Origin of the sequence: Azospirillum brasilense, from assembly GCF_007827815.1 — a bacterium.
Lineage (GTDB): Bacteria > Pseudomonadota > Alphaproteobacteria > Azospirillales > Azospirillaceae > Azospirillum > Azospirillum brasilense_C.
This window is the reverse complement of sequence record NZ_VITH01000015.1, coordinates 1-14,660: the sequence shown is the minus strand read 5'-3', so window position 1 is coordinate 14,660 and position 14,660 is coordinate 1. Positions and strand designations below refer to the sequence as shown.

The window sequence follows — 14,660 nt, the reverse complement described above, 5'->3', positions numbered from 1 at the left end:
ACCATGAACACGACAAAGAGCTTGACGATGACCGGCGGTCCGCGGCTTTCCAAACGGACGTTCCTCAAGGGATCGGCGGCGGCGTTGGGCCTCTCCGGCCTGCCGCTGCTCGCCCGCGGCGCCCTCGCGCAGGCGGCGCCCAGGAAAATCCTGTCCGGCTGCCACTGGGGCGTCTTCTACGGCAAGGTCGCGGACGGCCGCGTGACCGAATTCATCCCGTGGGAAGGCGATCCGGCGCCGTCGCCGCAGCTTCCCGGCGTGATGGACTCGATCTATTCGGAATCGCGCATTCGTTACCCGATGGTGCGCCGCGCCTGGCTGGAACAAGGCCCCGGCGCCGATCCGGACGGGCGCGGCAGCGGCGATTTCGTCCGCGTGAGCTGGGACAAGGCCATCGAACTCGTCGCCGGCGAGATCACGCGCGTCCGCGCCCAACACGGCCAGCAGGCGGTCTTCGCCGGCTCCTATGGCTGGAAGAGCCCCGGCAAGCTGCACAATTGCCAGACGCTGCTGCGCCGCATGCTGAACCTGACCGGCAGCTACACCAACAGCTCCGGCGACTATTCCACCGGCGCCGCGCAGGTGATCCTGCCCTACGTGTCCGGCTCGATCGAGGTGTATGAGCAATGCACCACCTGGAAGAACCTCGCCGAGCATTGCGAGCTGATGGTGTTCTGGGGCTGCAACCCGCTCAACAGCTCGCAGATCTCCTGGCAGGTCGCCGACCATGGCGCCTGGCCCGGCATCGCGCTGATGAAGGCGGCCAAGACGAAGGTTCTCTGCATCGACCCGATCCGCACCGAAACCTGCCAGGAGCTGAACGGCGAATGGCTGGCGCCGCGTCCGCAGACCGACGTGGCGATGATGCTGGGCATCGCCCACACCCTCTACACCGAGAAGCTGCACAACCAGGACTTCCTCGACCGCTACACCAACGGCTTCGACAAGTTCCTGCCCTACCTGCTGGGCAAAACCGACGGAACGCCGAAGAGCGCCGACTGGGCCGCCGGCATCTGCGGCCTGCCCGCCGAGACGCTGCGCGATCTGGCCCGCCGCTTCGCCGCCAAGCGGACCATGCTGGCGCTCGGCTATTCGACGCAACGCCAGCACCATGGCGAACAGATCCATTGGATGCTGATCACGCTCGCCGCCATGCTCGGGCAGATCGGCCTGCCGGGGGGCGGCTACGGCCTCAGCTATCATTATGCCTCCGGCGGAGCGCCGACCCATACCACGCCGATCCTCAAGGCGATCGACGACGCGTCCGGTCAGGCGAGCGACGGGGCGGCCTGGCTGTCGCAGAGCGGAGCGGTGTCGATCCCGGTCTCGCGTCTGGTCGAGACCCTGCTGAACCCCGGCAAGACGATGCAGTTCAACGGGCATGAGATCACGCTTCCGCTGATCAAGCTCGCCTATTGGGCCGGCGGCAACCCGTTCTCCCACCAGCAGGACCGCAACGAGATGCTGCGCGCGTGGCGGCAGCTCGACACCTTCATCGTGCAGGATGTGCAATGGACCGCGTCGGCCCGCCACGCCGACATCGTGCTGCCGGCGACGACGTCCTATGAACGCAACGACATCGAGCAGGTCGGGGACTACGCCCTGAGCCACATCGTCCCGATGAAGAAGATCGTCGATCCGGTCTTCGAGGCGCGCAGCGACTTCGACATCTTCGCCGCCATCGCCGACAAGCTGGGCAAGGGCTACGCCTTCACCCAGGGGCTCAGCGAGATGGATTGGATCCGCGGCATCTACGAATCCGCCAAGATCGAATCGCGCGCCAAGGGCATGGAGATGCCGGTCTTCGACGTCTTCTGGGACAGCAACAAGCCGCTGGAATTTCCGCTCGGCAAGGAGCAGGCCGATTTCGTGCGCCATGCCGACTTCCGCGCCGATCCGCTGCTGAACGCGCTGGGGACGGCGTCGGGCAAGTTCGAGCTGTATTCGACGGCCATCGAGAAGTACGGCTACGACGATTGCCCGCCGCACGCCACCTGGATGGAACCGGTCGAGCGGCTGGACGGACCGACGACCCGTTATCCCCTGCATGTGGCCGCCAACCACCCGCAGATGCGCCTGCACTCCCAGCTCTGCGGGACCGTCAACCGGCAGAGCTACGCCATCGCCGGCCGGGAGCCCTGCTGGATGCATCCGGAGGACGCGCGGGCGCGCGGCTTGTCGGATGGCGATGTGGTCCGTGTCTTCAACGACCGTGGCCAGATCCTTGCCGGTTTGAAGATCACCGACGACATCTGCCGCGGTGTGATCCGCATCAACGAAGGCGGCTGGTTCGACCCGGCGAACGCCCGGGAAATCGGCAGCCTGTGCCGGTACGGGGACGTCAACAACCTGACGACCGGGCTGTCGACCTCGAAGCTGGCGCAGGCCAACTGCGGGCACACCGGGGTCGCCGAGGTGGAGCGTTTCAAGGGAAGCCTGCCGCCCGTCATGGTCTTCAGCCAACCGGCCTGAGGAGCGAGGCGGGAGCCGATGTGATGGACGGCCAAACCGTCACATCGGCTCGGTCGCGCCGCCCCCGCGCGATCGGACGGCGCCGCCGTGCGCCGCGCAAAAGAGGCGCTTTATTTTTATAGACGATTGGTCTATAATTAACTCCATGAACACGACCGACCCATCTTTGAAGCCTCGCCGACGGGGGCGCCCTCCGAAACAGGACGGCGCCTATCTGGACACCAGGGAGAGGTTGGTCAGGACCGGCGTCGGCATACTCACGGAAAAAGGATTTTCCGCCGTCGGCATCGAGGAAATCCTGGCATCGGCGGGCGTGCCGAAGGGATCCTTCTATTATTACTTCGGCAGCAAGGAAGAGTTCGGCGGCACGCTGATCGCTGCCTATGCGGAATACTTCGCGCGAAAGCTGGACCGCTGGTTCCTGGACGAGTCCCGCCCTCCGCTGCAGCGTCTGCGCGATTTCGTCGAGGATGCCAAGACGGGCATGGCGCGGTTCGACTTCCGCCGTGGATGTCTGGTCGGCAATCTCGGCCAGGAAATGGGCACGCTTCCCGAGCCGTTCCGTGAAAAGCTGCATCTCGTCTTTCTGGATTGGCAGGCCCGCACATCCCGCTGTCTGCGGGCAGCGCAAGCCGCCGGACAGATCGGCGTCGATCTGGATTGCGATCACTTGGCCGAGTTCTTCTGGATCGGCTGGGAGGGTGCCGTCCTGCGGGCAAAGCTGGAACGAAGCCCCGCCCCTCTCGACGCTTTCTCCCGCGGCTTCTTCGCGGCCTTACATCTTCAGGCATGACCAGGCGTCTTTGACGTCACCCGCACCCAACCCCTAGGAGGGTTCAATGTTTCAAGCCATCTTGATCGAGAAGGACGGCACGGACGTCCGCGCCGGCCTGTCCACCATCGATGACGACCGCCTGCCGGCGGGCGATGTGACCGTCCGCGTCGCCCATTCGACGCTGAACTACAAGGATGCTCTGGCGATCACCGGGAAGGCGCCGGTGGTCCGCAGCTATCCCATGGTCCCTGGCATCGACTTTGCCGGTGTCGTGGAGCATTCTGCTCATCCCGACTACAAGGCCGGTGACAAGGTCGTCCTCAACGGCTGGGGCGTTGGCGAACAGCATTGGGGCGGCCTTGCGGAAAAGGCGCGTGTCAACGGCGACTGGCTGGTCCCGCTGCAAAGCCCGTTCACGCTCCGTCAGGCGATGGCGATCGGGACCGCAGGCTACACGGCCATGCTCTGCGTCATGGCGCTCGAGCGGCATGACGTCACGCCGGACAAGGGGGAGGTTCTGGTCACCGGCGCCGCCGGCGGGGTCGGCAGCGTCGCCGTCGCCCTGCTGTCGAAGCTCGGCTACGAGGTGGTGGCCGTCACCGGCCGCCCGGAAGAGGCCGGTTACCTGAAGGTGCTGGGCGCCACGGAGGTGCTTGACCGCAAGCAGTTCCAGGACCCCGGCAAGCCGCTTGCCAAGGAACGTTGGGCCGGTGCAGTGGATGTCGTCGGCGGCCAAGTCCTGGCGAATGTCTGCGCAGCGATGAAGTATCGCGGCACGGTGGCCGCTTGCGGTCTTGCCGGCGGCATGTCGCTGCCCACGACCGTGGCGCCCTTCATCCTGCGTGGCGTGACCCTGGCCGGGGTCGACAGCGTCATGTGCCCCAGGGACCTGCGGATCGAGGCCTGGCACCGCCTAGCCGATGACCTCGATCCGGCCAAGCTGGACGGCCTGACGAGGGAGATCGCCTTGTCCGATGTGATGGCCACCGCCGCCAGCCTGCTCGACGGGCAGGTCCGTGGCCGCGTCACCGTGGCGGTTTCTCCCACACTCGCGTGACTGCCGCGTCACTGCGCTGAACGGTTATTCCGTTCCGCCATGGCGGGAGGTGTTGCGGGCTGGCACCGGGCACCTCCCCCCGAAATTGAAGAATATCCATTTGGGGCAAGATCACTCCGGCGATGACCTGACTGCTGTGAATCGGCTCGGAAGCGGGATCCTTATCAGAATCAATCTAGCCCTTTGTAAATAAATGAATTTTCCTCACCAAGGTGGGGTCCCGATCGGCGCTGATCGGGACCCCACCTCAGCAGAGCTTTTCTCAATCACTTCAAGTGATTGCGATGCGTCAGCTTGGGGTCCTGGTTGGCTGCTGGTTCACAACGTGCGCGACTTTGAACCGATGGGTGTCAAGTTGCTCAGTCCGTGGAGTTTTGGGAAGCAGAGACGCTTGTCCGTCACAGGGAGGGGAGCCAAGGATAAGTAGCTGGATAAGTGAACGGCGCCGACAGGCGTAGGGCCAAGCTCAAGATGAGTTAAGAGAAAACATTTTTGTCGATGTGCAGACTTTCTTGTCAATGTGCAAACATTTTTGTCCGACTACAGATGCCTGTTTATGTCACAGGAATCCGCGCCGTTAGTAAAATCTTTACCAAGATTCTTATTTTTCCGTTAAGCGGGGCACCTCAACCTTTGGGCTAAGACGTTGGTCTAGAGTTCCATGAGGTCCGAGATGGCTGCCGAAACTACCGAACTGATGGACGTCACCTTCACGGTGAACGCCTGGGGCGCACCCGCAGGCGGAAAGTGGCCGCATTTCGTGCTGCGGCTGGATGGGGTTGAGATCGGTCAGGCGACCGTCGCGTCGGCGTCGCTGGGCCGCTACACCTTCAACGCCCGCGTTCCGGCCGACAAGGCCCACAAGCTTCAGCTTCAGTACGACAACGACGGCTCCGTGAACGGGGAGGACCGCAACCTCTTCGTCAAATCGTTCGAGGTGAACGGGAAACCGATCCTCAGCATCGACCCGCTGGTGACCTACGACACCGGCGACATCGATGGCAAGAACGTCATCGCCGGGCAGACCGAGATGTACTGGCGCGGCGCGCTGAACGTCGATCTGCCCAAGACCCTGTTCGCCAGCGCGCAGGAGCCCGAGCCGGAGGCGCCGGCCACCATGACGACCGAGATCGTCGTGAAGGCCTGGGGCGCCGCCGCCAACGGCACGCCGCCGCATTTCAAGCTGCTGGTGGACGACAAGGTGGTCGGCGACGCCTGGGTCAGCGCGACCAGCCCGACCGGCTACACCTTCAAGGTCGATGTGGACCCCCACGAGGCCCACAAGATCCAGATCCATTACGACAACGACGCCACCGTCAACGGCCAGGACCGCAACCTGTTCGTCCAGGGCATCACCATCGACGGGCAGGAGATCAAATCGACCTCCCCGATGGCCTCCTACGACAAGGGGCCGGTGGACGGCAAGTTCGTGGTCGCCGGCCAGGAGGGGCTGTTCTGGGGCGGCGCGCTCACCTTCGGCGTGCCGGAGGAGTATTTCGACGGCCCCTACGTTCCGCCGCCGCCGCCCCCGCCGCCGGCCAAGTTGACGCCGACGGACATCGTCGTCAACGCCTGGGGCCAGTCGGCCGGCGGGGTGGCGCCGCACTTCAAGCTGCTGGTCGACGGCAAGGTGATCGGCGAGGGCCGCGCCACCTCCAGCGACCCGCAGCCCTTCCGCTTCACCGTCGATCTGGACGCCAAGGAAGCCCACAAGATCCAGATCCACTACGACAACGATTCCGTGGTCAACGGCCAGGACCGCAACCTGTTCGTCAAGTCGGTGTCGATCAACGGCCACACCGTCGCGGCGACCGACCCCATCGTCACCTATGACAAGGGCGCGGTGGATGGAAAGGACGTGGTGAAGGGGCAGGAAGGGCTCTTCTGGGGCGGTGCCCTGAACGTGGACGCCCCGGCTTCGCTGTTCCAGCCGCCGGCTGCCCCGCCCCCGGCGGCGCCGACCGGCCCGGCCTTCTACGTCGCGGCCAACGGCAAGGACAGCTGGTCGGGCAAGCTGTCCGCGCCGAACGCCGACGGCACCGACGGTCCCTTCGCCTCGCTGGAGCGCGCCCGCGATGCCATGCGCGACAGCGACGTCGACACCACCTATGTGCGCGAGGGCACCTACCGCCTGACCAAGACGCTGGAGCTGACCGGCGCCGACAACGGCCACAGCTTCCGCAACTATCCCGGCGAGACGCCGGTGCTGAACGGGGCGGAGAAGGTCACCAACTTCGTCAGCGAGGGCAAGGGGATCTACTCCGCGAAGCTGTCGCAGGCCACCGACCTCGACCTGACCATCGGCGGGGTGCGCCAGACCCTGGCCAGCAAGGGCATCGTCGACGCCGACAACCCCACCACCACCGGCTGGTACTTCGCCGACGCGGCCAACGGTGGCCCCAGCGGCTGGTCGGTGCGCTACCACACCGGCGACATGTCGTCGGGCGACATCATCCCCGGCATGAAGATCCAGCTGATGGACGCCGAGCGGCTGTCCGACACGCTGACCGAGATCGCCGGCGTCAACGACGCCACCCGCACCATCACGCTGAAGAACGGCACCTCGCTGCCCTTCGCCGAGGGGACGACCTACAAGCTGCTGAACAACCCGTCCTTCGTCGATCAGGCGGGTGAGTTCGCGTGGCGCGCCTCGGACAAGTCGCTGGTGTTCAAGCCGGAAAACCCGGCCACCCTGGCGCAGGACGGCGTCGAGGTGGCGCGGCTGGGCACGCTGATCCGCCTGACCGGCAGCAGCGACGTGACCATCGAGGGGCTGGGCTTCACCAACACGACCACCTGGGGCTACGCGGTGGAGCTGAAGGGGGCGTCGGGCAACAGCATCGGCAACAACAGCTTCCTCAACGTCGGCACGGCGATCAAGCTGACGGCCGCCTCCTCCAACAACCTGGTGGGCGGCAACACGCTGGACCATCTGGCGGTCAACGGCATCGAGCTGGACGGGCGCAGCAACGGCAACACCATCTACGCCAACGACATCGCCCACGTCGGCGAGGTGCGCAAGGGTGTGGCCGGGATCATCGGCACCGGGGTCGACAACAACCTGATCGCCCACAACGACGTGGACTCCAGCGCGCGCTACGGCATCTCGCTGAAGAACTGGGACTCCACCAACATCAACCGCAACAACGTCATCGAGTACAACCGCGTCACCAACACCAACCTGGAGACGGCGGACGGCGGCGGCATCGAGGTGCTGGGGCGGTCGAGCGTCGACACCGGCACGATCATCCGCGGCAACTGGGTGGAGCATGTCGGCGGGCTGGCGACCAGCAACACCGACCAGTGGCTGACCAACCACAAGGGCTTCGGGATCTATCTGGACGACATGGCCGGCGGCGTCACGGTGACGGGCAACTTCCTGAAGGACACCGGGCTGGCCGGGGTGCACATCCACGGCGGCGACAACAACCTCGTCACCAACAACTTCTCGATCATCGCCAGCAACGTGGAGGAGTTCATCCGCGTCGGCTGGGCGCCCAAGCACGGCGATCCGGGCCTGCCGCGCAACAACACCATCACCGGCAACCTCATCAGCGGGACGCTGCCGCTGGACGATTACATGGAACTGCTGACCGCCGGGAACCCGGTGATCGACCGCAACCTCGTCTACAACGTGCCGCGCTACGGCGACAACGACGTGACGGGCAAGCCGCTGTTCAACAACCCCTATTGGGGCGACTACTCGCTGCAGCCGAACTCCCCGGCGCTGGCCATGGGCATTCATGACCTGGACTGGGCGATGATCGGCCACAGCGGCTACACGGCGTCGGACAGCATGCCGCATTTCTGGGACGCCTGATCCCCGTCCTGACCGGACCTGAGCGGGATCAAAAACGGGCGGAGGCTTGTTCTTCCGGGATATGTCCCGGGGAAGGAGGCTCCGCCCGTGCTCCCGCATTCGCAACCCTTGCGGCGGTCCGCCGCCGTCCTTCTGCTCGCCGCGGCCGGGGGGCTGGCGGGTTGCGCCGATCCCCGGGCCGACGTCGCGCTGGCCGCCCAGAGCGCGCTGGTCGGCCTGCCCAAGGGAACACTGCTGTCCTGCGCCGGGGTGCCGCACCGGCAGGCGGCCAGCGGCGCCCTGGAGTTCTTCACCTACCGCGCGGGCTCCATCGATTACTACGCCCCACCGCCGCCACCGGTGGGCTACGGATGGGGGTATCCGTGGGGCTATCCCGGCTGGCGCCATCGCGGGCTCGACTACGACCCGTGGGACTACTATCCTCCGCGGTCGGGCGACGTGGTGGACAACCGGTGCGAAGCGACCTTCACCTTGAGGAACGGGGCCGTCGAGCAGCTGGTCTACCGGGCGTCGTCGTTGGGCGCCTGCGCCGCGGTCGTGCAGAACTGCATGGCGCTCGTGCCGCAGAGTCTTCCGCCAAGGCCCACCCCGTCCGGCTAGAGCCGGCAGAGGCATCCACCCTGACACCATTGAGGAAAACGCCGGTGATGAAGGCACCGTTCCGCTCGGCTCTGTTGGCCCTGTTGGCCGTCGTGTGTCTGGCCGGTTCCCCTGTTGCGGCGCAGGACGCGCAGAGCGAGACGAAGCCGAAGTTCGGCCCGGACGCCGTGCCGATGACCGATGACCGCGCCTATCTGCGCCGGGCCGGGGCGCCGGATTTCTGGGCGATGATGCCTTACTACACGGCCCAGCAGACCGGCAGCGCCTGTTCGGTCGCCAGCGTGGCGATGATGATCAACGCGCTGCGCGGACTGCCGCCGCTCTCCTCCAACCGGCTGGTCACCCAGGCGCGGGTGCTGAACGAGGTGGACGACGACGGGTGGAAGGCGGCCACCGCGGAGAACGGGGACGGCGTCTCTTTCGCCGACTTCGCCGGTCTGGTCCAGAAATCGGTGGACGCCTTTGGGCTGGACGCCACGGTGGAAGTCTTCCGGCCGAAGGACGCTTCCCCGGAAACGCTGGGCGAGCTGCGGCGAATCCTCGACGAGAACGAGCGCGACGACAGCGACATCATTCTGCTGGCCTACGACCAGGGCACGCTGACCGGCGACGCCACGGTGGGCCACATCGCGCCGCTCGGCGCCTACGATGCCGAAACCCACCGGGTGCTGGTCATGGACGTGGACCGGCTGTGGTACGTCCCCTACTGGTCGAGCGACGAGAAGCTGCTGGAGGCGATGGTCAAGCCCGACCGCTCCGACCCCACCGGCAGCGGCCTGATCCATGTCCGGCTGAAGGATGCCCGGCTGAAGGGGCGGACAGCGGGATAACAGCGTTGACTCATGTTGCGTCGCAGCGCGACCGGTTGTCGCATTCCGCCCCCCTGAATCAACCGGTTCTCGGCTGATGATGAACCGACTTTCGGTTAAACGGCGACGATTCTGAGCGAATATTTCGTCATTTTGCGCTCAAAGAAATTTAATTTCGCTTCTTGCTGCCATGCACTCAAGGTATTGCTGCGATGCGCAATGCCTTGGGCTCAAAGAAAAAAGCGATAACAATCATGTCCGACGAGATTTACGAGCGGGTGCTGTCCAACCCGAAGTTCGCCGCGATGACGGCGAGCCGCGCGCGCTTCAGCTGGCGGCTGGCGCTGATCGTCCTGGCGGTCTACTACGCCTTCGTGTTCGCCTCGGCGCTGGCGCCCGACCTGATGGCGCGCCCGCTGGCCGAGGGCATGACCTTCCCGGTCGGGCTGGCCGCCGGCATCGTCATCACCGTCTTCTGCTCGCTGATGACCGGCGTCTACGTGCTCCGCGCCAACAGCCGCTACGACGCGATGAACCGCGACCTGCTGAACGAGGTGGGCCGATGAACGCCGCGCGTCGTCTCGTTGCCCCGATCGCCGTTGCCTCCGCCGCGCTGCTGCCGGCGCTGGCGGCCGGACCCGCCTTCGCCGCCGCCATCGACGGCGCGGTGGAGCGCCAGCCGGTCAATGTGACGGCCATCGCCATGTTCCTGCTGTTCGTCGCCGGAACGCTGGGCATCACCTACTGGGCGTCGAAGCGCACCCGCTCGGCGTCGGACTTCTACACCGCCGGCGGCGGCATCAGCGGCTTCCAGAACGGGCTGGCCATCGCCGGCGACTACATGTCGGCGGCGGCCTTCCTCGGCCTGTCGGGCATGGTCTTCGCCAAGGGCTTCGACGGGGTGATCTACACCATCGGCTTCCTGGTCGGCTGGCCGCTGATGCTGTTCCTGATCGCCGAGCGGCTGCGCAACCTCGGCCGCTTCACCTTCGCCGACGTGGCCTCCTACCGGCTGGGCCAGACGCCGATCCGCTCGCTGGCGGCGGTCGGCTCGCTGACCGTGGTCTGCTTCTACCTGATCGCGCAGATGGTCGGGGCGGGCAAGCTGATCCAGCTTCTGTTCGGGCTGGACTACACCTACGCCGTCGTGATGGTCGGCGTCCTGATGATCCTGTACGTCACCTTCGGCGGCATGCTCGCCACGACCTGGGTGCAGATCATCAAGGCGGTGATGCTGCTCGGCGGCTGCACCGTGCTGGTCGGGCTGGCGCTGGCGCAGTTCGGCTTCAACCCGGAGCGGCTGCTCCAGCAGGCCGTCGCCGCCCACGCCGCGAACGCCGCCATCCTGCGCCCCAGCGCCGCCATGGCCGATCCCATCGCCGCGGTGTCGCTCAGCCTCGCGCTGATGTGCGGCCCGGCGGGGCTGCCGCACATCCTGATGCGCTTCTTCACGGTTCCCGACGCCAAGGAGGCGCGCAAGTCGGTCGTCTACGCCACCGGCTTCATCGGTTACTTCTTCATCCTGACGGTGACCATCGGCTTCCTCGCCATCGTCATCGTCGGCACCAACCCGGCCTATCTCGACGCGGCCGGCAAGATCCTGGGCGGCGGCAACATGGCGGCCATCCACCTGTCCAAGGCCATCGGCGGCAACCTCTTCCTGGGCTTCATCTCGGCGGTCGCCTTCGCCACCATCCTGGCGGTGGTCGCCGGCCTGACTCTGGCCGGCGCGTCGGCGGTCAGCCACGACCTCTACGCCCGCGTCCTCAAGAAGGGCAACGCCACCGAGGCGTCGGAGATGCGCGTGTCGCGCCTCGCCACGCTGGCGCTGGGCGTCATCGCGATCACGCTGGGCCTGCTGTTCGAGAACCAGAACATCGCCTTCATGGTCGGCCTCGCCTTCGGCCTGGCGGCCTCGGTCAACTTCCCCGTGCTGATCCTGTCGATCTTCTGGAAGGGGCTGACCACGCGCGGCGCCTTCATCGGCGGCTTCGCCGGTCTGGTGAGCTGCGTCGCCTTCGTGGTGCTGGGGCCGACCGTCTGGGTCAGCGTCTTCAAGTTCCCGGCGCCGATCTTCCCCTACGAGCATCCGGCATTGTTCTCGATGGTGATCGCCTTCGCGACGACCTGGCTCTTCTCGGTCACCGACCGCAGCGCGCGGGCGGCGGCGGAGGCGAAGGCCTACGAGTACCAGTACATCCGGTCGGAAACCGGCCTGGGGGCGGCCGGCGCGGTTTCGCACTGACCGCGTGACCGGAGAAGCGGCCCCTCACCGTCCCGGGACGGGGAGGGGCCGTGTTTCCGTCAGCGCCGCTGCGCCGACTGGGAGTAGACGTAGGAGTCGAAGCTGTTCTCGGCTACGCGGAACCACAGCCGCTCCTCGTCGCGGAAGGGCTTCCACGCCTCGTAGACCTTCTTGAAGCGCGGGTTCTTCGCCGACAGCTCGTCATACAGCTCGTTGGCGATCTTCTCGCAGGCCATCATGACCTCGCGCGGGAAGGCGCGGAGCTGGGCGCCGCCGGCCACCAGACGCTTCAGCGCCGCGGCGTTGACGGCGTCGTACTTGGCGATCATCCAGGTGTTGGCCTCCCAGCAGGCCTGTTCCAGGATGGTCTTGTAGGACTCGGGAAGCTGCTCCCACGCGGTGATGTTGATCATCAGCGGGATCTGGGCGGAGCCCTCCCACCAGCCCGGCGAGTAGTAGTATTTGGCGACCTTGTGGAAGCCCAGCTTCTCGTCGTCGTAGGGGCCGACGAACTCCGCCGCGTCGATGGTGCCGCGCTCCAGCGCCGGGTAGATGTCGCCGCCGCCGATCTGCTGCGGGACGAGGCCCAGCTTGCCCATGATCTGCCCGGCCAGCCCGCCGACCCGCATCTTGAGGCCGCTGAGATCCTCCACCGTCTTGATTTCCTTGCGGAACCAGCCGCCCATCTGGGCCGTCGTGTTGCCGGCGGGGATGTTGTAGATGTTGTGCTCCCGGAACAGCTCCCGCATCAGCTCCAGCCCGCCGCCGTGCATCATCCAGGAAATGTGCTGGCGCGTGTTGAGGCCGAAGGGCATGGCGGTGTCGAAGCAGAAGGTCGGGTCCTTGCCGATGTAGAAGTAGGCGGCGGACTGGCCGCACTCGATCGTGCCGTTCTGCACCGCGTCCAGCACCTGGAGCGCCGGGACGATCTCGCCTGCCGCGAAGGTGCGGATCTGGAACTTGTTGTCGGTGGCGGCGGCGACCCGGCGGGCGATCAGCTCCGCCCCGCCGAAGATGGTGTCGAGGCTCTTGGGGTAGCTCGACGCCATGCGCCACTTGATCTCGGGCTGGCTCTGCGCGATGGCCGGGGCGGCGACGACGGTGCTGGCGGCCAGACCGACCCCGGCGCTGGTCAGAAAGGAACGACGTTTCATGGCGGAGGACTCTCCCTTCCCATTCTTTTCAATTATGGGAGGGATTCTGCATCGCCGTGACGCGTGCAACAAGAAAAAGGCGGCGCCGTGCCGCCCCGCCAAATCCGCATGCCCCCAGCCGCCCGCTCGTTGCAACGCCCGGACCGCAGGCGCCGTGCTAAGGTCGGACCCGGTCAAATCGGACCCGGTCGAAGAGGAAAGGGGGCCGCCGGTCATGGCTCGACGATGGACTTTTGCCGTGCTGGCGATCCTGTGCGGTGTCTGGGGCACGGGTGGTGGCGCAGACGCGGCCGACTCGCACCCGCCGCGGTCCGGCGGTGTGGCGGCGGGCCTCGGCACGGTGGCCTTGCAGCCGCCGCAGGCGACGTCCTCCGTGGCGCAGCCGATCGGCGGCTATGCCAACGGCTGCATCCGCGGCGCGCAGACGCTGCCGCCGGAGGGCGCCGGCTATCAGGCGGTCAACCTGTCGCGGAACCGCAACCACGGGCACCCCGACACCGTCGCCTTCGTCCAGCAGCTGGCCCGCCGGGCGCAGGCCGAGCGGCTGGGGCGGCTGGCCATCGGCGACCTTTCAAAGCCGTACGGCGGCCGCATGGAAAGCGGGCACGCCAGCCACCAGATCGGCCTGGACGTGGACGTCTGGTTCGACCTCGACCAGCCGCCGCTCGCTCGGGAGGCGCGGGAGCGCACCGACTTCCCGACCATGGTGGACCGGCAGGCGCAGCGCGTCCTGCCGGAGCGGTTCGGTCCCCGTCAGGCCCGGCTGCTGCAACTGGCGGCGACGAGCCCGAAGGTCGCGCGGGTGTTCGTGAATCCGGCGATCAAGCTGGCGCTGTGCGAGAGCGAGCGGGGCGACCGTTCCTGGCTGAACGCCGTGCGCCCCTGGGCCGGACACGACTCGCACTTCCATGTGCGGATGAACTGCCCGGCCGGATCGACGGCCTGCGTCCCGCAAGCTCCCATCCCGCCGGGCGACGGCTGCGGCCAGGAGCTTCTGAGCTGGTTCGAGCCCCCGAAGGAAACGCCGGGGCCCCGGCCGCCCAAGGCCATTCCCGAGCCACCCGCGGCCTGTCTGGCGGTTCTGGCGGGGAATTGAGCCTCCGTCGGCGGTGCGCGGGTTACTCGCGCATCAGCGTCGGCAGGTCCATGGCGACGCGGCCGATGTCCTCGCGGCGGAGGTCGCGGGCAGCCAGTTCGGCCGTGCTCAGGGCCGACAGCTCGCGATAGACGATGTAGGCGGCGGAGGTTTCGAACCAGGCGCTCACGAACTCGCGGACGCCCTTGACGATCCCCGACAGAGCGCCGTCATGATCGGTGTGCGAAGCGGTGGTGTAGGCCATGGTGCATCTCCCTCATGTCTGATGGAGGGAACTGTACACTGGTATACCAAATACCAGATACGCTGAGTGTGCAACGCAGCGGCGCAATAAAATTACGGCCATCCCAAGCATCAGAACGCCGAATTGTTTGGTGGACAAATGGTGTTGGCGCTCTTTGGAGGCCACGGTGCGGAGGCAGAGCCGCTCCGACCGCGGATCGCCTCGCACCCGGACTGAAAGACGTCGCCATGCCCATCGACGTGGCGACGCGATTCGGTCGTGTCCCGAGGCGTGGTGTAGGAGCCGGGGCGCTCATCTGGTCACCGGCGTGTCTGGCCGGAAGGTTCACGTGGTCGCAGCGGGCAACGTGAGGGCGAGATCATCGCGCAAGGGGGCGATGGTTTCCAGG

11 protein-coding genes are annotated in these 14,660 nt (G+C 66.4%); 9 read left to right on the top strand and 2 right to left on the bottom strand.

Annotated elements, in window-relative coordinates; genetic code table 11:
- Positions 1 to 3 precede the first annotated feature (3 nt).
- The 8 genes from torA (at position 4) to FBZ83_RS25050 (ending at position 11,778) form a co-directional block, all read left to right on the top strand.
- Positions 4 to 2,472 carry a trimethylamine-N-oxide reductase TorA gene (torA, locus tag FBZ83_RS25090; RefSeq protein ID WP_186466183.1) on the top strand — a complete coding sequence of 823 codons (2,469 nt, stop codon included), beginning with the start codon at positions 4 to 6 and terminating at the stop codon, positions 2,470 to 2,472.
- A 145-nt stretch (positions 2,473 to 2,617) separates the two neighbouring features.
- Positions 2,618 to 3,265, top strand: coding sequence for a TetR/AcrR family transcriptional regulator (locus FBZ83_RS25085; protein WP_145689425.1), 648 nt, complete (start codon positions 2,618 to 2,620; stop codon positions 3,263 to 3,265).
- 46 nt (positions 3,266 to 3,311) lie between these two features.
- Entirely contained in the window at positions 3,312 to 4,304 is a 993-nt protein-coding gene (locus tag FBZ83_RS25080) for an MDR family oxidoreductase (protein ID WP_145689424.1), read from the top strand.
- Between the two features lie 673 nt (positions 4,305 to 4,977).
- Positions 4,978 to 8,124, top strand: a complete 3,147-nt coding sequence (locus tag FBZ83_RS25070; protein ID WP_145689422.1) for a carbohydrate-binding domain-containing protein — start codon at positions 4,978 to 4,980, stop codon at positions 8,122 to 8,124.
- Between the two features lie 87 nt (positions 8,125 to 8,211).
- Entirely contained in the window at positions 8,212 to 8,724 is a 513-nt protein-coding gene (locus tag FBZ83_RS25065) for a hypothetical protein (RefSeq protein WP_145689421.1), read from the top strand.
- 47 nt (positions 8,725 to 8,771) lie between these two features.
- Positions 8,772 to 9,554, top strand: coding sequence for a phytochelatin synthase family protein (locus FBZ83_RS25060; RefSeq protein WP_145689420.1), 783 nt, complete (start codon positions 8,772 to 8,774; stop codon positions 9,552 to 9,554).
- A 233-nt stretch (positions 9,555 to 9,787) separates the two neighbouring features.
- Positions 9,788 to 10,099 carry a DUF485 domain-containing protein gene (locus FBZ83_RS25055; protein ID WP_014198129.1) on the top strand — a complete coding sequence of 104 codons (312 nt, stop codon included), beginning with the start codon at positions 9,788 to 9,790 and terminating at the stop codon, positions 10,097 to 10,099.
- Complete coding sequence (locus FBZ83_RS25050) at positions 10,096 to 11,778, top strand: cation acetate symporter (RefSeq protein WP_145689418.1); 1,683 nt, start codon at positions 10,096 to 10,098, stop codon at positions 11,776 to 11,778. The genes FBZ83_RS25055 and FBZ83_RS25050 overlap by 4 nt, the downstream gene beginning before the upstream one ends.
- A 59-nt stretch (positions 11,779 to 11,837) precedes the next feature.
- Here the strand turns inward: FBZ83_RS25050 and FBZ83_RS25045 are convergent, their stop codons facing one another.
- The gene (locus FBZ83_RS25045) at positions 11,838 to 12,932 is read right to left on the bottom strand and encodes a TRAP transporter substrate-binding protein (RefSeq protein WP_145689417.1); all 1,095 of its coding nucleotides are present in this window, start codon (positions 12,930 to 12,932) and stop codon (positions 11,838 to 11,840) included.
- 214 nt (positions 12,933 to 13,146) lie between these two features.
- Between FBZ83_RS25045 and mepA the strand changes: the two genes are divergently transcribed.
- Entirely contained in the window at positions 13,147 to 14,028 is an 882-nt protein-coding gene (gene mepA, locus FBZ83_RS25040; RefSeq protein ID WP_145689416.1) for a penicillin-insensitive murein endopeptidase, read from the top strand.
- A gap of 22 nt (positions 14,029 to 14,050) precedes the next feature.
- Here the strand turns inward: mepA and FBZ83_RS25035 are convergent, their stop codons facing one another.
- Positions 14,051 to 14,272: a hypothetical protein gene (locus FBZ83_RS25035; RefSeq protein WP_145678914.1), complete on the bottom strand. Its 222-nt coding sequence runs from the start codon at positions 14,270 to 14,272 to the stop codon at positions 14,051 to 14,053.
- Between the last annotated feature and the right edge of the window lie 388 nt (positions 14,273 to 14,660).